This is a genomic window from Mesorhizobium sp. WSM4814, assembly GCF_055811595.1.
In genome coordinates, this window is the sequence record NZ_JBVVQT010000022.1 from 60,583 (window position 1) to 78,059 (window position 17,477).

A 17,477-nucleotide genomic window follows, 5' to 3' on the forward strand; every position below is an offset into this window, starting at 1 on the left:
GTTTTTGTGAAATTGCGCGTTGACGCTGCCTCATCGCATGACGAACGGATCCGGGATCGGCTCGTCGGATACGCGTATCCACACCGACTTCGAGCGCGTGTAGTCGCGGATGGCGTCGAGCCCGCCCTCGCGGCCGAACCCCGACTGACCATAGCCGCCGAACGGCACGAGCGGCGAAACGGCGCGGTATGTGTTGACCCAGACGATGCCGGCATGGATGTCGCGCGCCATGCGGTGCGCCTTGGCGAGATTGGTGGTGAACACGCCCGAAGCGAGGCCGAACGCCGTATCGTTGGCAAGCGCCAGGGCTTCGGCTTCCGTGTCGAAGGTGAGAACGCTGAGCACCGGACCGAACAATTCCTCGCGCACGCAGGGCAGCGCTGAATCCTCGGCATCGATGATGGTCGGTGCGTAGTAGAAGCCGTGCGGATGATTGTCGGGCCTTTTTCCGCCGGTGACCAACGTCCCGCCATTGGCGAGGCTCTCGGCAACGATCTTCTCGATCCATTCCCGCTGACGTGGCGTTGCCAGCGGTCCCATTTCGGTGGCTGGATCCTGCGGATCACCAATTTTGATGGCCTCGGCCTTGTGCTTCAGCCTGTCCAGGAACTCGGCCTTTATCGAACGCTCGACAAGCAGCCGGGAGCCGGCGACGCAGCTTTGTCCAGACGCTGCGAAAATCCCGGCCACCACCGCGTTGGCCGCGCTGTCCAAGTCGGCGTCGGCGAAAACGACAACCGGACTTTTCCCGCCCAGCTCCAGCGTCGTATAGGCGAGATTTTCCGCCGTGTTGCGGACGATAGCGCGAGCGGTCGAAGGCCCGCCGGTGAAGGCGACGCGTGAAACCAGCGGATGACTTGTCAGGCGCCGGCCGCAATCGTGCCCGAACCCGGTCAGTATGTTGACGCTCCCGGCGGGAAATCCGGCCTCATGAACGAGTTCGGCGAAGGCCAGCAGCGGCGCTGGACCGTCCTCCGAGGCTTTCAGGACGACCGTGCAGCCGGCGGCCAGCGCCGGGCCGAGCTTGACGGCCGAAAGGAAGAGCTGCGAATTCCACGGCACGACGGCGGCGACGACGCCGATCGGCTCGCGTCGGATGGTGACGTCCATATCGGCCTTGTCGATCGGCACATGCGAGCCTTCATGCTTGTCGGCAAGCCCGCCATAGTAGCGATAATAGTCGCCGACATAGGCGATCTGGGCGCGGGTCTCGCGGATGATCTTGCCGGTGTCGCGCGTTTCCAGTTCGGCTAGGCGGCCGGCATTGGCGACGACCAGGTCGCCGAGGCGCATCAGCAGCTTGCCGCGCGCCGTCGCCGTCAGCGAGGCCCACGCGGCCGAGTGCAGCGTCCGGTGCGCCGCCTCGACGGCGCGGTCGACATCGGCCTCGGTTGCGGCGGGCATCGTCGCCCAGGGCGCTCCGGTTGATGGATCGATGCTTTCGAAGGTGGCTGTCGGCGTATCGAACGCCCCATCTATGAAGTTGCTGAAGGCCACAAGGGTCATTGCGGCCTCCCATGCCCGAAGGCCGGCATCACCTTGTCGACGAACAGCTGCAGCGACTTCTTCTTGCGCTCGTGCGGCAGACCGCTATCGATCCAGATCGAGTACTGGTCATAGCCGAGCGCCTCATATGCCTTAAGCCGGGTGATCACCTCTTCGGCTTCGCCGATGACCAGGTTCTGTCGGATTTTGTCCGGCGCATATTGCGGCATTGCTGCGATCTCGTCGTCGGAGAGCGCTTCCAATATGCCTTGGCGAACCGGCTTCTTGTTCTGGAACCACGCGCCGAACTGGCAGTAGAACAGCGACAGGTCCCTCGTCAGTTGCTCCGCATCGGCGGCGTCTTCGGCAACGAATGTGTGCATCAGCAGCATGATCTCGGGGCGGGCCATGTCGGGATGCGCCGCGCACGCCGCGTTGAAGCGCTCCATCAGGCTGGTTACTTCGTCGTCGCCGGAGGCGAGCGGCGTCACCTGGACGTTGCAGCCGTTGGAGACGGCGAAGTCGTGCGAGTTCGGATCGCGCGCCGCCACCCAGATCGGCGGGTGCGGCTTTTGCACCGGCTTAGGCGACGAGGTGCTCGAGGGAAACGACCAGAATTCGCCGGACATCTCGAAATCGCCTTCCCAGAGGCCCTTGATGGCCGGGATGATCTCGCGCATGCGCTGGCCCGCGCCCCAGGCGTCGAGCCCAGGGAACAGGCGTTGGTACTCGTAGCTGTAGGCGCCGCGGGCGATGCCGATGTCGAGCCGGCCGCCGGTGACGACATCGGTCATGGCTGCCTCGCCGGCGAGCTTGATCGGATGCCAGAACGGCGCGATGACGGTTCCTGTGCCGAGCCGGATGCGCTTCGTCCTGGCGCCGAGATAGGCGATGTTGATGAACGGGTTTGGCGAGATGGTGAACTCCATGCCGTGGTGTTCGCCGATCCAGGCCGTCTCGAAGCCTGCCGCCTCGGCCATCACGACCAACTCCTCAAGCTCATCGATGAGGTCGGCATGCGGCTTTGCCGGGTCCGAGCGTTCCATATGGACGAAGAGCGAGAACTTCATATCTGTTGACCCGGACTGGAAGTGTTGATTGCTACCGGCTTGGCGAGCGGACGGACTTCACCTTCGACCTCGTTGCCGACATAGACTCCAAACGCATCCTCCCGACATTCGCGAACATAGCGGGCGAGCATCGAGCGCACGGCAGCGTCGGCGATGTTCAGTCCGGCAATCCTGTCGATGTCGACGAGCCGGACCTGGCGATCGCTGGAGTGGGGCGCGGCTACCGTGCCGCGGTAGTAGACATGCGTTCGCGATGGGCTTGCGGCGTCGTCCCAGACCGCAAACAGGAATCCGAGATGAGCCTCGATGGCTTTCGCAGCGAGGCGTCCCCTAAGGCTTCGCGTGTCGCCGGGCGCCCCGAGCCCTCGGCCCGCCGGCAGTTCGAAAAAGCCGTCGGCGGTTTCGAGGAACAGCACGCGGCCTTCGTCTTCGAGGATGGCGCCGACCTCCATGTCGGGCGGCGCGGCCGCCAGTGCTTCCTGGCTGAGGCCGGGCGAGACGTAGGCGCCACGGCAATAGCCGAGGGGCTGCGATGAATTGTGGGAGAATTCGCGAACGCGGCCGATGAGGATCGAATGGTCGCCGGCGTCGACCAATTGCTCCATGTCACAGTCGAACGTCGCCACCGATCCAGCGAGCAGCGGGCTGCCGGTCGGGCCGAAGCGCCACTCGACAGCCGAGAACTTGTCCTGCGATTTCGAAGCGAAGACGCCGGACGCGGCTCGCTGTTCCTCCGAGAGCACGTTGACGGCAAAGCATTTCGAGGTCGAAAACACCGGATGACCCAGCGCTTTCTTGGCGATGCAGACCAGCACAAGCGGCGGATCGAGCGAAACGGATGTAAACGAATTGGCGGTGAAGCCTAGAGGCTCTCCTTCCGGCCCGATCGCGGTGACGATTGTAACGCCGGTCAGGAAGGAACCGAGCGCCCGCCTGAATTCGCCCGCGTCGAAGGCTGTGTCCATTGCCGGTCGCGCCGATGTGCTTGCGCCGTCGTTGCTCTCGAGAAAATCGACAATGCGCCGTGTGACCACGTCAGGCGAGGCTACGGCCATCATATGTCGTTCGCCCTCCAGAACGACGCAGCGACCGCGCGGCGCGAGGCGTGCCATCGCCGCCGACATCGCAGGCGAGGAATTCCTGTCCTGCGAGCCGGTCATGAACAGGGCCGGCATTGCGAGACCGGAAAGACGATCGCCATGCGCCGCATCGGCATGGGCGAAAAGTCGATAGGTGCGCGCATAGCCCTCGGAGTTGACGCTTTGCAGTGCCACGCGCGTCATCCTTGCCGCCTCGGCCAGGCTGTCGGGGACCGGGTTGCCGAACCAGCGCGCGATCGTTGCGTCCGTCCCCGACGGGTTTTCCGCGCCATTCAGTTCGGCGGCGCGCTCGCGCACTGCCTGCGCAAGCTCCGCCGGGCGGCGAAAAACCGCATTGAGCGAGACGAGGCTACGAACCCGTTCGGGTGCATTGAGAGCGATTTCCTGCCCGACCAGCGCCCCCATTGAATGGCCAACGATCGAGACGGCATCCAGGCCAAGGTGATCGAGAAGCCGAATTGCCTGTCCGGCATAATCGGCAAGGCTGGCGTCCTCGGGCGGCAACGGCGACTGGCCGTGTCCCAGGATGTCGATTGCGATCACATCCCATCTGTTTTTCATCAGCTCGATCTGGGGTGCCCAGATTGCCGCGTTCATGCCGACACCGTGGATGAGAAGGACCGGCGCGCCGGATCCGGCACGGATGAAACCGGTGCCGTCAGGCGCCGTTCCGCGATGCCAGCCACGGTCCGTCAGCTCAGCCATGCAGGTCGCCGACCTCCTTGAGATCCTGGTAGCGGTCGCCGATGCGATGATGCGGTCGTCCGCCGATCGAGGCGCCAAGCGCCACCACCAACTCGTCCGGCGCCGGCGCGTCGCCGATCTGGAAGTGCACCGTCAGGTAGTGCGAACGTCGGCCTTCATCGTTCTTGTCCATGAGCGGGATCATGATCGGCGTGTTCGGCCCGCCGCGCAGGTTGGTGAAGGCAAGATAGGTCTTGGCGCCGACGGCACGCCGATAGTGGTTGCCGAAATGCAGCGTGTGGATGAGCGCCGAGGCATGCTCGATCTCGCCTGATGTGCCGCAGATTGCGGCCTTGCCGTAGCCTTCGATCGCTTCGCCGGATCCGGCAACTGCGAGGATTTCATGGGTCAGCATCTCCCCCAGAACCGGCGCATAGGCGCGGATCTCGGGCGAAAGGTCCTCGGTGAAACCGCGCCCGGCCCAGGGGTTGTCGAGCACCGCCGCCACGCCGATCAGGCGCAGCGGCCGGGGGGCCGCCTTGCCGCCTTCGATTAGCGTGTTCTCGACATGGGTGACGATCTTTCGAATGGCCGGCTTCATCGAATCCTCGGTGTCGGGTCGGCTGAGGCATCCGGAAAAGTTCCGCTTTTGCCTAGCCGTCTTATGGTATACCATACTATTGAAGACCAAATCCCTTGTCAACGGATCGTCGAATCTGTTTCTTGCGGATGCTGGGAGTATATGAATTGGCCGACGACACACTGAGGATCGAACGATCCGCCAAGACGCTGAGAACGCTGGCGCTGGAGCGCATGCGCGACGCGATCATGGGGTTTCACTTCCAGCCTGGCGAACGGTTGGTCGAGCGGCCGCTTTGCGACCAGCTCGGCGTCAGTCGCTCGGTGGTGCGCGAGGTCCTGCGGCAGTTGGAGACCGAGGGCCTCGTCCAGATGATACCTGGCCATGGACCCGCGGTGGCCAGGCCGGATCTCAGCCGCACCGACGAGATTTATGAACTGCGCGCTCTGATGGAGGGCATCGCGGCGCGCGCCTGCGCGCTGACGGCGACTGAGGGCCAGATCGCCGCGCTTGAGCGCGCGTTCGATGTGCTGCTCAAGGCGTGGGCATCAGCCAATCCGATCGAGGTGATGCGGGCGACCACAAAATTCTACGAGGTGCTTTTCGATGCCGCCGACAAGCGCATCGCCTGGGAGATCGTCCAGGGTCTGAACGTCCGCATCAACCAGCTGCGTTCCATGACCATCGCTTCGGAGAATCGCCGCGATGCCGCAATTGCCGAAATGACCGACATTATGAACGCGATCAAGTCGCGCAACGGCGATGCCGCCGAAGCCGCGGCCCGGCGGCATGTGGAGCAGGCCTGGCGAATTGCGCAACAGACCCTTCGCAACAGCTGAAGCAGAAATTTCACATTACGGAATCGTCCGTCGCCCTCGCAGAGGGCAGTGCTTTCGTCACAATTTCAGGGGCAATATTGTACGGCTTGGTCGTTCTGGGCGCTGTCATGGCGCTGCGCGAACGGCGGCTGCAATGAGAAGGGATACACGATGAGCAAAGGGGCGCCGTCGTCGGCGGATGATTTTCTGACCGGGCTGAAGGGGCAGCGCGTGCTGGTCACGGCAGGCGCCGGCGGCATCGGCCTGGCCATTGCAGAAACGCTGTCGCGGCTCGGCGCGCGCATCGTCGTTTGCGACGTCTCCGACGAGGCGCTGGCCGCCGCTCCGGACAGGATCGCCCTGGTCGCCGCGGTCAAGGCCGATGTCTCGCGCGACGACGACGTCGACCGGCTGTTCGAGACGGTGACGGAAAAGCTCGGCGGCCTCGACGCGCTGATCAACAATGCCGGCATCGCCGGGCCGACCGGCGGCGTCGACGAAATCGATCCGGCGGAGTGGCGCCGCTGCATCGACATCTGCCTGACCGGCCAGTTCCTCTGCGCCAGGCGTGCCGTGCCGCTGATCAAGGCGGCGGGCGGCGGCTCGATCGTCTCGATGTCGTCCGCCGCCGGCCGCCATGGCTACGCTTTCCGCACCCCCTATTCGGCGGCCAAGTTCGGCGTCATCGGTTTCACGCAAAGCCTTGCCAAGGAACTCGGACCGCACGGCATCAGGGTCAACGCCATCCTGCCCGGCATCATCGAGGGACCACGCATCGACAAGGTTATCGCCGACCGGGCCAGACAGCTCGGTGTGTCGAACGAGGAGATGACGCAGCGCTATCTCCACAACATCTCGCTGCGCCGCATAACCAGCCCCTATGACGTCGCCGCGATGGTCGCTTTCCTGTTGTCCGATGCGGCGATCAACATCTCCGGCCAATCGCTCGGCGTCGACGGCAATGTCGAAACCCTTTGAGGAGCCCGACCATGATGAAAGTAGCGATTGTCGGCAGCGGGTTCATCGGGCGGGCCTGGGCGATCAGTTTTGCCCGCGCCGGCCACGATGTGCGGATGTGGGACCAGTCGCCGGCCGCGACCGAAGGTGCGCACGATTACATCGCCGGCGTGCTCGGCGACCTCGCTGCGAATGATCTGCTGCGGGGGCAGGCAATCGACGTCGTGCTTGGTCGCATTGCCGTCGTTGCGGAGCTCGAAGAAGCGCTGGCCGATGCGGTCCATATCCAGGAGAACACGCCGGAAAACCTGGATGTGAAGCGCGAGGTGTTCTCTCGGATCGATGCAATTGCCGCTCCGCAAGCGGTGATCGCCAGTTCCACCTCGGCGTTGCTGCCGTCGAAATTCACCGACGATCTGCAAGGGCGGCACCGCTGCCTAGTCGTGCATCCGATCAATCCGCCCTACCTCATCCCGGCCGCGGAAGTCGTGCCGGCGCCATGGACGTCTTCCGAAACGGTCGAAAGGACCCGCGCCTTCCTCGTCGATGCGGGCCACGCACCGCTGGTGATGAAGCACGAGCTCGACGGCTTCATCATGAACCGCCTGCAGGGCGCGCTGCTGGAGGAGGCTTTTCGACTTGTCGCCGACGGCTATGCCAGCGTCGAGGATGTTGATACCGGCATTCGCGACGGGCTGGCGCTGCGCTGGTCATTCATGGGTCCGTTCGAAACGATCGACCTTAATGCGCCGGGCGGTGTACGCGACTATGTCGAGCGCTATCAATCGATCTATGCCAACATTTTTCCGCAGATGCTGCGCCGCGTCGACTGGGCCGGCGAAGTCATCGAGACGGTGGAGGCCGACCGCCGCAAGCGGCTGCCGCGGGAAGAACTCGGCGAACGGCAGGTTTGGCGCGACCGCCGGCTGATGGCGCTGGCCGCGCACAAGAAAAAATCGGATCAGGAGTTTGGAAGATGACGGAAACAAGCCGCAAGCCCGGTGCTATGCAGACCAGGGGCAAAATTATCATCACCTGTGCGGTGACAGGGGCGATCCATACACCGACCATGTCGCCCTATCTGCCGATCACGCCGGACCAGATCGCGTCCGAGGCGATCGCGGCGGCGGAGGCAGGTGCGGCGATCCTGCACCTGCATGCCCGCGACTCCGAGACCGGCAAGCCCGACCAGACGCCGGCGGCCTTCGCCCGCTTCCTGCCGCGCATCAAGCAGGCCACCAATGCCGCCATCAACATCACCACCGGCGGCAGTCCCTACATGAAGGTCGAGGAACGCGTGCGCCCGGCCGCCGAGTTCAAGCCAGAGGTCGCCTCGCTCAACATGGGCTCAATCAATTTCGGGCTCTATCACCTCGTCGACAAATACGAGACCTTCAAGTTCGACTGGGAAAAGCCGCATCTGGAAGCGACGCGCGACCTGGTCTTCCGCAACTCGTTCAAGGACATCGAATACATCCTTGCGACCTGCTACGACAACGGCACGCGCTTCGAGTTCGAGTGCTACGACATCGCCCATCTCTACAATCTTTCCCACTTCGCCGATCGCGGGCTGGTCAAGCCGCCGTTCTTCGTGCAGTCGGTGTTCGGTCTGCTTGGCGGCATCGGCACGCACCCTGAAGACGTCGCCCATATGAAGCGCACCGCCGACCGGCTGTTCGGCGACCAGTTCCGCTGGTCGGTGCTCGGTGCCGGCGCCAGCCAATTGCGGATCGCGGCGCAATCGGCAGCGCTTGGCGGAAACATCCGCGTCGGGCTCGAAGACAGTCTGTGGGCCGGCAAGGGCAAGCTTGCCAAATCGAACGCCGAGCAGGTGGTGCTTGCCCGCAAGATCATCGAGGGGCTCGGCATGGAAGTGGCGACGCCCGACGAGGCGCGCGAGATCCTGTCACTGAAGGGCGGCGACAAGGTCGAGTTCTGAGGCGGCTCGCCTATCGCCGCACGGTGCCCACAGAGGAGGACGGCATGAAGATCGAAGTCGTGGTGGTCGTTCCGCGCCTCCCCGGCGATGGCGTCCTGCGCGGCAGCCTGCTCGCGATAACCGGCCTTGGCATCAAGGGCGTGGCGGAACCACGCTTCGCCGGATGACGGCAGCTGCAAAAGGGGATAGAGGCGAATAAGGAAAACGAGCGCGCGCTCGATTTCAGATATGGACCCGATGCTTTTCGGCGATCTCGTCCATCGATGGTGGCCACCTCGTTTCATCGCTGGGAGTTTGTCCATGAATTTCGACATTCCCGCCCGCACCGAAGATTACCGCGTCCGCATTGCCGACTTCGTCGAGCGTGAGATCCTGCCGCTCGAGGCCGACAAGACGTCCTATGACGCACATGGAAACGTCGCCTTGCCGCTGCTGGAGACGCTTCGTGCCAAGGCGCGTATGGCGGGCCTGTGGTGCCTGCAGCTCAAGCCCGAATCCGGCGGCGCCGGTCTCGGCAAGATGGATATTGCGGTTTGCTATGAGGAGATGAACCGGTCGATCTTCGGGCCCGTGGTGTTCAATTCGGCAGCGCCCGACGATGGCAACATGATGGTGCTGGAGGCGCTCGGCACGCCGGCGCAGAAGGAAAAATGGCTGAAGCCGATCGTCGAGGGCCAGGTACGCTCGGCCTTTGCCATGACCGAACCGCATCCCGGCGGCGGCTCGGACCCTTCGATGATCATGACGCGTGCTGAACGGCGCGGCGACAAATATGTGGTGACCGGCCGCAAATGGTTCATCACCGGCGCCGAGGAGGCCAGCCATTTCATTCTGATCGCGCGAACCTCGGACGATCCGCGCCATGGTCTGTCGGCTCTGATGTTCCACAAGGACCAGCCGGGCTGGCGCATCATGCGCCGCATCGAGATCATGGGCCCGGAGGAGCATGGCGGGCATTGCGAGCTGGAATTCGAGGGGCTCGAAATCCCTGGCGAAGACATGCTGGTTGGCGAGGGCAGGGGCATGAAGGTGACGCAGGTGCGGCTCGGCCCGGCGCGGCTTACCCACTGCATGCGCTGGCTTGGATTGTCCAAGCGCTGCGTTGAGATCGCGCGCGCCTACGCTGCCGAGCGCCATGGTTTCGGCCAGCGCCTCGCCGACCGCGAAAGCGTCCAGCTGAAGCTCGGCGACCTCGCCATGCGCATCGAGATCGGCCGCATCCTGGTGATGAAGGCTGCGTGGGAGCTGGACCGCGGCGGCTTTGCCCGCAAAGAAGTATCGATGGCCAAGGTCCAGGTCGCCAATGTGCTGCATGACGCGGCCGATGTGGCGATCCAGATCAATGGCGCGCGAGGCTATTCGAAGGACACGGTGCTCGAATGGATCTACCGCTATGCGCGCCAGGCGCGGTTGGTCGACGGCGCCGATGAGGTCCACAAGATGGTGCTGAACCGTTTCCTCAACGACGAGGAGAGGGGCTTCTGGCGCTGGACCGTCGAAGGCGAGGCATAGCGGACGCGGGGTGGCATCTCAGGAGGAAAAGATGCCGTTGAATGCGGATTTCGATCCTGCTGCATTGAAGGGCTTTCTCGCGAACCGCTTCGGCGATGCCGCAATGACGCTCGAGCGGATCGGCGGCGGGCAGTCCAACCCCACCTACTTCGTCGACTATGGTGCGCATCGCATGGTGCTGCGCAAGAAACCGGCCGGGCCGATCCTGCGCGGGGCGCATGCCGTCGACCGCGAGTTCCGCGTGCTTGAAGCTCTCGCAGCGACCAACGTGCCGGTGCCGCGGCCGGTGCTCTATAACGCCGGCGCCGAGCCGCTCGGCACGTCGTTCTACCTGATGGAGCGGCTGGACGGTCGCGTCTTCCACGACTGTTCGCTGCCTGGCCTCGTCCCCGCGGAGCGACGCGCCATCTATTTCGGCATGGCCGAAGCGATGGCCAAGCTGCATGCTGTCCGTCCCGACGCGGTCGGTCTCGGCGATTACGGCCGGCCCGGCAACTATTTCGAGCGCCAGATTGGCCGCTGGACCCGGCAGCTCAGGGAATCGCCGAGTGACAGAATTCCGGCACTCGAAGCGGTCGCCGACTGGTTGCCGCAGCATCTGCCCACGGATGATGGACGCGTGTCGATCGCCCATGGCGACTTCCGCCTCGGAAATCTGCTGTTCCATCCCGGCAAGCCGGAGGTGATCGGCATTCTCGATTGGGAGCTGTCGACGGTCGGCCATCCGCTCGCCGATCTCGGCTTTTGCTCGATGACCTGGCATTCGACCCCGGACGAATATGGCGGCATCCTCGGCCTCGATCATCCTGCCCTCGGCATCCCCAACCAGCGCGAATTCCTCGACCATTATTTCGCGCATGCCGTGCCCACTGCGCCTCTGCAACGCTTCCACCTGGTTTTTTCGCTGTTCCGTTTCGCGGTGATCTTCGTCGGCATCGCCGACCGGGCGCGGGCAGGCAGCGCGGCGTCGGCCGATGCGGCCGGCAAGTGGCCGCTCGCCGGTCGCTTTGCCGCGCGTGCTCAAGAGATCATCCAAGGAGCGAGACCGTGGAGTGGCTCCTCCTGAGGGGAGCGTTCGCGCCTGGTCTTTTCCCTAACCCGCAGCGTCAGCAATCCAGTCCGAGAGGCTTTGCGAAAAACTTCGCGGCACGATGAGTTCGCACGCGGTCTCGCCGGTGCGCAGGAACAGCACGGGCACATGGTGCAAGGATGTCAGCACGGCGCGGCCCGGGGCGGCCGCCGGCGCGCGCCAGTCGACAGTGATGCATCTGGAGAGGACCGGCGCAACGTCGGCCCCAGCCATTCTGAAACGCACGCGACCCTCGTCGAGAGAAACCGAACAGCCGAGATCCGGATCGACGGCAAGCGAAGGTGCTTGCGCGCCGTCGTCGAGAGCCAGCCACAAGCGGCGAGGCGCGACGCGGATGACGAGAAAACCTTTGTGACGGACCGTCTCTCCGACTGAGGCAGGAAGTTTCGTGCCGAGTGATGCCGAAAGGTTCGATTCGAATTGCGCCAGCGCCCCGTCCCAGCCCTCGATCTGGATGAGCGGACAATCGGCCACAGACAGGCTGAACTCCTGCGAAGACATAATACTAGCCATGCAGCCGCTCCCCCTGCGGATCGAGGAATACCGGCAAGACGATGCGGGCACGCACCGTTTCGGGCTTCATCGGATAGACGGCCACGACCTCGCTTCCTTCGCTAGCGACATCGCCGGCAAGCAAGGCCAGCCCGATATAGTGGCCGCGTTCGGGGCTGAAGGTGACGGAAGTCACGCGGCCGCGCCCGTGGCCGTAAGGTTTCTCGCCCGGCAGAAACAGGATGGCGCCACCGCGAAGGCGTTTTCCCTCCTCGATGCATTCCAGTCCGACCAGGCGCTGGCGGTCGGGCGCCTGGAAGGCGGGGCGCCGTCGCAGCACGTCCCCGACGAAGCCGGTACGCTTGCCGGCCATGCGGCCGAGGCCAAGATCGTCGAGCGTCGTGCGCCCATCGATTTCAGGTCCGGCGACATGGCCCTTTTCGACGCGCAGCGCGCCGAGCGCCTCGACGCCGTAAGGTTTCAGGTCGAGCGGCCTGCCTGCTTCGAGCAGGCGGCTCCAAAGCTGTTCACCGGCAGTTGCGCCGACATAGATTTCGTAGGCGCGCTCGCCGGAATAACTGAGACGCAGGATGCGGAGCGCACGGCCCTGCCATTCGCTTTCGAGCAATCCCATATGCGCAAGTGCCGCGTCGGAAACATCGAGAGCGGGAAATGCCGCAGCAAGAATTGCACGGCTTTTCGGTCCGGCAACCGACATCGCCGCCCATTCATCGCTCACCGAGGTCACCGCTACGCGCAAATCCGGCCAGGCCATATCGAGCAGGAATTCAAGACGCGACAGCACGTCGGCGGCCTTGGCGGTCGAGGTGGTCATGAAGAACCGGCTCTCGGCCAGCCGCGTCGTGGTGCCGTCGTCGAAGACGATGCCGTCGTCGCGCAGCATGACGCCGTAGCGCGCACGGCCAACCGGCAGTTTGGCAAAGCCGTTGGCGTAGATGCGATCGAGGAAAATCGCGGCATCCGGGCCCTGGACGTCGATCTTGCCGAGAGTGGAGATGTCCATCAGGCCAGCGGCCTGGCGCACACTCCGCATTTCGGCGACATAGGCTTCGTTCACGTCGAGCCCGGATTGGCTGTAGAAATAGGGCCGCATCCAGAGCCCGACCTCCAGCATCTCGGCGCCGTTCGCCATGTGCCAGTCGTGCATCGGCGTGCGGCGGATCGGCTTGAAATGATGGCCGATGGCGCGCCCGGCAAGCGCACCGATGGCGACCGGCGTATACGGCGGTCGAAAGGTCGTGGCGCCGGTCTCGGGGATGGTTGCATTGCGTAAGGCCGCCATCGAGGCAAGCGCTGCAAAATTGCTGGTCTTGCCCTGGTCGGTGCCCATGCCGAGCGTGGTGTAGCGCTTCAGGTGCTCGACCGATTCGTAGCCCTCGCGATAGGCGAGTTCGATATCCCCGGTCGTCACGTCCATCTGGAAATCGACGAAGGCCTTTCCACGGCCGAGAGAAGGGATTTCGCGAAACGGGGCCGTGGCGGTCTCGCCAAGATCGAGTTTCGACGGAGCAGGCACCGGCGCCGACTTGCTGCAGAATGATGCTGCCGCGGTGCCGGCGCGATGACCGTCCTCGATGGCACCGGCGGTCGAATAAGTTCCCATCATCGAGCCGGCGCCGAACCGGTCCGCCGGAAACGCGCCCGGCACGAAGCCGCCAATGTCGTCGCGATATTGAGGTTTGACGCCAAGGTGCGAGGTGAGATGCACGGTCGGCGACCAGCCGCCGGACACGCAGACCAGGTCGCATGCGGCCTCGGACTGGCCGTCCGCTCCGTTCAGCGTTGCACGCCTGACGGCATGGCCGCCATGCAGGTCGACGGTGCGCGTTGCGGCCCGCACCACCACGCCGAGCCGTCCGGCTTCTGCGGCAAGCGCTGTGGACGGCGCTGCGCGAACATCGGCAACCGTCACCTCTGCGCCGGCACCGGCAAGGTCGAAGGCGGCGCGCCAGGCGCTGTCATTACCGGTGGCGACGATGATTTTCTTGCCGGGCAGGACGGCGAAGCGGTTGAGATAGGTCCGGGCGGCCGACGCAAGCATCACGCCGGGCCGGTCGTTGTTGGAGAACACCATTGGCCGCTCGATGGCGCCGGTGGCGAAAACGATCGAGCGGGCGCGAAGCATGGTGAATGTCTGCAACACTTCGCCGGCCGGCTGCGGATTGGTTGGGTCGCGTTGCCCGACCAGTCCGATGACATTGCCGTCATAGATGCCGAAAGCGGTCGTCCGCTTCATCAGGGCGACGGTTTTGAAGCCGTCCAGCTCGGCCTCGGCCTGTCTCAACCATGCGGCCGCTGCGCTGTCGGACGGTTCCGCCAGAAGCTGGCCGCCGAGCAGGAAATCCTGTTCGATCAGCGCCACCCGCGCGCCGGCCGCTGCGGCAGCACGCGCCGCCGACAATCCTGCAGGGCCGCCGCCGATGATGGCGACATCGGCAAAGGCATGACTGATGTCGTGGCGGTCTGAGTCGGGATCGGTGCCGGCTCTGCCAAGCCCGGCCGCCTTGCGAATGAAGTGCTCGTAGAACATCCAGGCGCGGCGCGTCGGGCCCATGAAGGTCTTGTAGTAGAAGCCGGCCGAAAGGAACGGCGCCAACAGGCCGTTGACGCTTTGCACGTCAAACGTAAGCGACGGCCAGCGGTTCTGGCTTTCCGAGACTACGCCGTCTGCAAGTTCCAGTGTCGTCGCCGGCAGGTTCGGCTGGCGCCTGCCTGCGGTTGCAAGCGTGACCAGTGCATTCGGCTCCTCGGCCCCGGCGGAAAAAATGCCGCGTGGACGATGATATTTGAAGCTGCGCCCGACCAGCGTGACGCCGTTGGCGAGCAGCGCGGAGGCAAGCGTGTCGCCGCGATATCCGATCAGGCTCCGGCCGTCGAAGGTAAACTCGACCGGCTGCTCGCGGTCGATACGGCCGCCCATCGACAACCGCTTGTGGTTCGAACTCATGCCGGTGGTTTCCTGGCGGGTGATTTCCTGGCCGACAATTGCCTGGCGAGATCGACGGATGCGATGGCGTGGTTGCGCGTGTCGCGTTCGACCACCAGCCATTGGCGGCAGCCGGTCACGTGCTGCCAGAACTCGCGGTGCAGGCCAGCCGGATTTGTCCTGACATAGACGTAACGGTACCAGGCCTCGGGATCGGGATCGTCGTGCGCCGGACGCGTGACGGAAGCATCGCCGCCGTAGCGGAACTCGTCATGGTCGCGCAGACCGCAGCAGGGGCATTCGATGCGCAGCATTGTCTTGCGCCTCCTATTGCAGCCAGGCTGAGGGGCCGGCGCCAGCCTCGTCGAGCGTGTGGCCGGTGCGGAAACGATCGAGCCCGTAGGCTGCGATCAACGGGTGCGGCTTGCCGGTGGCGATCGTGTGGGCGAAGCACCAGCCGGAAGCCGGCGTCGCCTTGAAGCCGCCATAGCACCAGCCGCCGTTGAGATAGAGCCCCTCGATCGGCGTCGGGCAGATGATCGGGCTGGCATCGGGCGTCATGTCCATGACGCCGCCCCAATGGCGCAGCAGTCGGATGCGCGAAATGCACGGCATCAGAGCGATCGCCGCCTCCGCCACTTCGCGCACGACGCCCAGATTGCCGCGCTGGGCGTAGGAATTGTAGCCGTCGAGATTGCCGCCGAAGACCAGCCCGCCCTTGTCCGACTGGCTGACGTAGAAATGATCGGCGCCATAGGCGACAACATGGTCCACCAACGGCTTCAGCGGTTCGGTGACAAAGGCCTGCAAGACGTGGCTTTCGATCGGCAGTTCCAGGCCGGCCTTGGCGCCGAGCACGGATGTATGACCGGCAACAGCGAGGCCGACCTTGCCGGCGCCGATCCGGCCTTTCGTCGTTTCGACGCCGACGATCCTGTCGCCGTCGCGGAGGAAGCTTGTCACCTCGCAGTTCTGGATAATGTCGACGCCATGGCCGTCGGCGGCCCGCGCATAGCCCCAGGCGACCGCGTCGTGGCGCGCCGTGCCCGCCCGGCCCTGGAAGATGGCGCCATGGATCGGAAAGCGGGCGGTGTCGGAAAAATCGAGATAAGACACGAGACGGCGCACCTCGTCGCGGTCGAGGATGTCGGCATCGATGCCGTTCAGCCGCATGATGTTGGCGCGGTGGCTGAAGCCGTCGAGCTGGTCGGCGGAATGCGCGGTGACGAGCTGGCCGCGCTGCGAGAACATGACGTTGAAATTCAGCGCCCGCGACATGTTCTCCCAGAGTTTCATCGAGAATTCGTAGAACTGGGTGTTGCCGTCGAGCAGGTAGTTGGAGCGGATGATGGTGGTGTTGCGGCCGACATTGCCGCCGCCGACATAGCCCTTTTCGAGCACCGCGACGTTGCGGATGCCGTGGTTCTCGGCGAGGTAGAAGGCGGTAGCGAGGCCGTGTCCACCGCCGCCGATGACGATCACGTCGTAGGACGGTTTTGGCTCCGCTGCCCGCCAGGCGCGCTGCCAGTTCTTCTGGCCAGACAGAGCGTTGCGGAAAATCGAAAATGCCGAGTAGCGCGCCATCCCTGCGGCCTATCGAACGATCGGGCCGGCCGGCGTGCGGGTAAGCACTTCGGCGCCCGCATCGGTCAGAAGCACGGTGTTGGAGACGAAGTCATCGCCGCGACCGGTGCCCATCAGCCACGACAGGATGTGGAAGCTCATCCCGGTCTCGATTTCGAGATCGGAATCGTGCCTCAAGCCGGTCACCGAATTGCCGCCAGTCCATGATGGCGGCTGTCCGGCGCCGACAAGGTAGCCGCAGTGATGGCGGCGATAATGGGAAAGACCGGCCTCGTCGGCGACGGTCTGCCAGGCGGCGTAGACGTCGCGCGCCCTGGCGCCGGGCCTGAGTGCCTCGACGACGGCATCGAACGCCCTGGCGGTCACCTCCGCCATCGCGGCGTCTTCGTCGCTGATATGGCCGATGCGAACGAGCCGGCCGAGCGGCGCGTGATAACGCGAGATGCAGCCGGACAGTTCGACGAAGACCGGCTCGCCCTTGCGGTAGATCCCGTCGCCCCAGGTCGTATGCTCTTCGCCCAGGCGCGCGGCCGGGCGGATGAACGGGCCGAAGCCCGGAGCATGACCGCCGGCGCGAATCATCGCCGCAACGCACTGGGCTGCGACCTCCTGTTCGGAGGCACCGTCCGAGATCGCGGCGATCGCGGCGCCGGCGGCGGCGTCGGTCACTTGTGCCGCCTGACGCATCAGTGCCTGTTCCTCGGCGCTCTTCACTCGCCGCATCCTGTCGACCAGCCCGGAAACATCGCTCCATCTGGCATCGGCCTGCGTCTGGAGTGCGACGGCAAGCCCATGGCTGAGGCCGGCCGTCCAGTATTCGAGGCCGATCCGCTTGCCGGACAGGCTGAGCTCCGCAAGCACCCGCGCGGCAAGGTCGGCCGCCGTTTCGCTGTCGGAATGGCCGCGGAATTCCGCTGCCGTCACCTGTTTCTCGATCGTCACCCTTTCCATCGAGCGGGTGACCAGGACAGGTTTCCCTTCGAGCGGGACGATCAGCAGGTGAGGGGCAAAATATCCCCAGTGATCGAGCCCGGTGAGGTAGAAGACGTTCTCCGGCGAAGCAAAGACCGTCGCGTCGAGCTCGCGCTCGGCCAGCGCCGTGCGGACCCTGACAAGGCGGCCGGCGATTTCGGCTTCGGAAAACGGATTACGGTCCATCAGGCGTCCTCGTGCTGGTTACCGGTTTCGTTGCCGGCATGATCTCTCGTCAGTGACCGGC

16 protein-coding genes are annotated in these 17,477 nt (G+C 64.6%); 7 read left to right on the top strand and 9 right to left on the bottom strand.

Annotated features, from left to right (window positions below):
• Positions 1-30 precede the first annotated feature (30 nt).
• From AC0L2V_RS26035 to AC0L2V_RS26050, 4 genes are read right to left on the bottom strand one after another with little or no spacing between them, the layout of a single operon-like run.
• Positions 31-1,506 (bottom strand): aldehyde dehydrogenase, encoded by a 1,476-nt coding sequence (locus tag AC0L2V_RS26035; protein WP_473512493.1) that lies wholly within the window; start codon positions 1,504-1,506, stop codon positions 31-33.
• Positions 1,503-2,555 carry an LLM class flavin-dependent oxidoreductase gene (locus AC0L2V_RS26040; protein ID WP_473512494.1) on the bottom strand — a complete coding sequence of 351 codons (1,053 nt, stop codon included), beginning with the start codon at positions 2,553-2,555 and terminating at the stop codon, positions 1,503-1,505. Before AC0L2V_RS26040 ends, AC0L2V_RS26035 begins: the two co-directional genes overlap by 4 nt.
• Positions 2,552-4,360, bottom strand: a complete 1,809-nt coding sequence (locus AC0L2V_RS26045) for an alpha/beta fold hydrolase (protein WP_473521568.1) — start codon at positions 4,358-4,360, stop codon at positions 2,552-2,554. The genes AC0L2V_RS26040 and AC0L2V_RS26045 overlap by 4 nt, the downstream gene beginning before the upstream one ends.
• A complete protein-coding gene (locus tag AC0L2V_RS26050; RefSeq protein WP_023800447.1) occupies positions 4,353-4,940 on the bottom strand; it encodes an amino acid synthesis family protein in 588 nt (195 codons plus the stop codon). Before AC0L2V_RS26050 ends, AC0L2V_RS26045 begins: the two co-directional genes overlap by 8 nt.
• A gap of 146 nt (positions 4,941-5,086) precedes the next feature.
• Here AC0L2V_RS26050 and AC0L2V_RS26055 point away from each other — a divergent pair, with 146 nt between their 5' ends.
• From AC0L2V_RS26055 to AC0L2V_RS26085, 7 genes are all read left to right on the top strand, one after another.
• Complete coding sequence (locus AC0L2V_RS26055; protein WP_091597522.1) at positions 5,087-5,758, top strand: GntR family transcriptional regulator; 672 nt, start codon at positions 5,087-5,089, stop codon at positions 5,756-5,758.
• 150 nt (positions 5,759-5,908) lie between these two features.
• The gene (locus tag AC0L2V_RS26060; protein ID WP_473512498.1) at positions 5,909-6,715 is read left to right on the top strand and encodes an SDR family oxidoreductase; all 807 of its coding nucleotides are present in this window, start codon (positions 5,909-5,911) and stop codon (positions 6,713-6,715) included.
• Positions 6,716-6,726: 11 nt separating this feature from the next.
• Positions 6,727-7,674 carry a 3-hydroxyacyl-CoA dehydrogenase gene (locus AC0L2V_RS26065; RefSeq protein WP_473512500.1) on the top strand — a complete coding sequence of 316 codons (948 nt, stop codon included), beginning with the start codon at positions 6,727-6,729 and terminating at the stop codon, positions 7,672-7,674.
• Positions 7,671-8,633 (top strand): 3,5-dioxohexanoate:acetyl-CoA acetone transferase, encoded by a 963-nt coding sequence (gene kce / locus AC0L2V_RS26070; protein ID WP_473512502.1) that lies wholly within the window; start codon positions 7,671-7,673, stop codon positions 8,631-8,633. Before AC0L2V_RS26065 ends, kce begins: the two co-directional genes overlap by 4 nt.
• Before the next feature lie 44 nt (positions 8,634-8,677).
• Positions 8,678-8,800: a hypothetical protein gene (locus AC0L2V_RS26075; protein ID WP_473512504.1), complete on the top strand. Its 123-nt coding sequence runs from the start codon at positions 8,678-8,680 to the stop codon at positions 8,798-8,800.
• A gap of 133 nt (positions 8,801-8,933) precedes the next feature.
• Positions 8,934-10,145, top strand: coding sequence for an acyl-CoA dehydrogenase family protein (locus AC0L2V_RS26080; protein WP_473521569.1), 1,212 nt, complete (start codon positions 8,934-8,936; stop codon positions 10,143-10,145).
• A 31-nt stretch (positions 10,146-10,176) separates the two neighbouring features.
• A complete protein-coding gene (locus AC0L2V_RS26085; RefSeq protein WP_473512507.1) occupies positions 10,177-11,211 on the top strand; it encodes a phosphotransferase family protein in 1,035 nt (344 codons plus the stop codon).
• A 27-nt stretch (positions 11,212-11,238) separates the two neighbouring features.
• Here the strand turns inward: AC0L2V_RS26085 and AC0L2V_RS26090 are convergent, their stop codons facing one another.
• The 5 genes from AC0L2V_RS26090 to AC0L2V_RS26110 are packed head-to-tail and all read right to left on the bottom strand — an operon-like array spanning position 11,239 to position 17,416.
• Entirely contained in the window at positions 11,239-11,748 is a 510-nt protein-coding gene (locus tag AC0L2V_RS26090; protein WP_473512509.1) for a sarcosine oxidase subunit gamma family protein, read from the bottom strand.
• Positions 11,741-14,695 (bottom strand): sarcosine oxidase subunit alpha family protein, encoded by a 2,955-nt coding sequence (locus AC0L2V_RS26095; protein WP_473521570.1) that lies wholly within the window; start codon positions 14,693-14,695, stop codon positions 11,741-11,743. Before AC0L2V_RS26095 ends, AC0L2V_RS26090 begins: the two co-directional genes overlap by 8 nt.
• Entirely contained in the window at positions 14,692-14,988 is a 297-nt protein-coding gene (locus AC0L2V_RS26100) for a sarcosine oxidase subunit delta (protein ID WP_419696075.1), read from the bottom strand. Before AC0L2V_RS26100 ends, AC0L2V_RS26095 begins: the two co-directional genes overlap by 4 nt.
• Before the next feature lie 13 nt (positions 14,989-15,001).
• Entirely contained in the window at positions 15,002-16,258 is a 1,257-nt protein-coding gene (locus tag AC0L2V_RS26105; RefSeq protein ID WP_473521571.1) for a sarcosine oxidase subunit beta family protein, read from the bottom strand.
• 9 nt (positions 16,259-16,267) lie between these two features.
• The gene (locus AC0L2V_RS26110; protein ID WP_473521572.1) at positions 16,268-17,416 is read right to left on the bottom strand and encodes a M24 family metallopeptidase; all 1,149 of its coding nucleotides are present in this window, start codon (positions 17,414-17,416) and stop codon (positions 16,268-16,270) included.
• Positions 17,417-17,477: the final 61 nt, after the last annotated feature.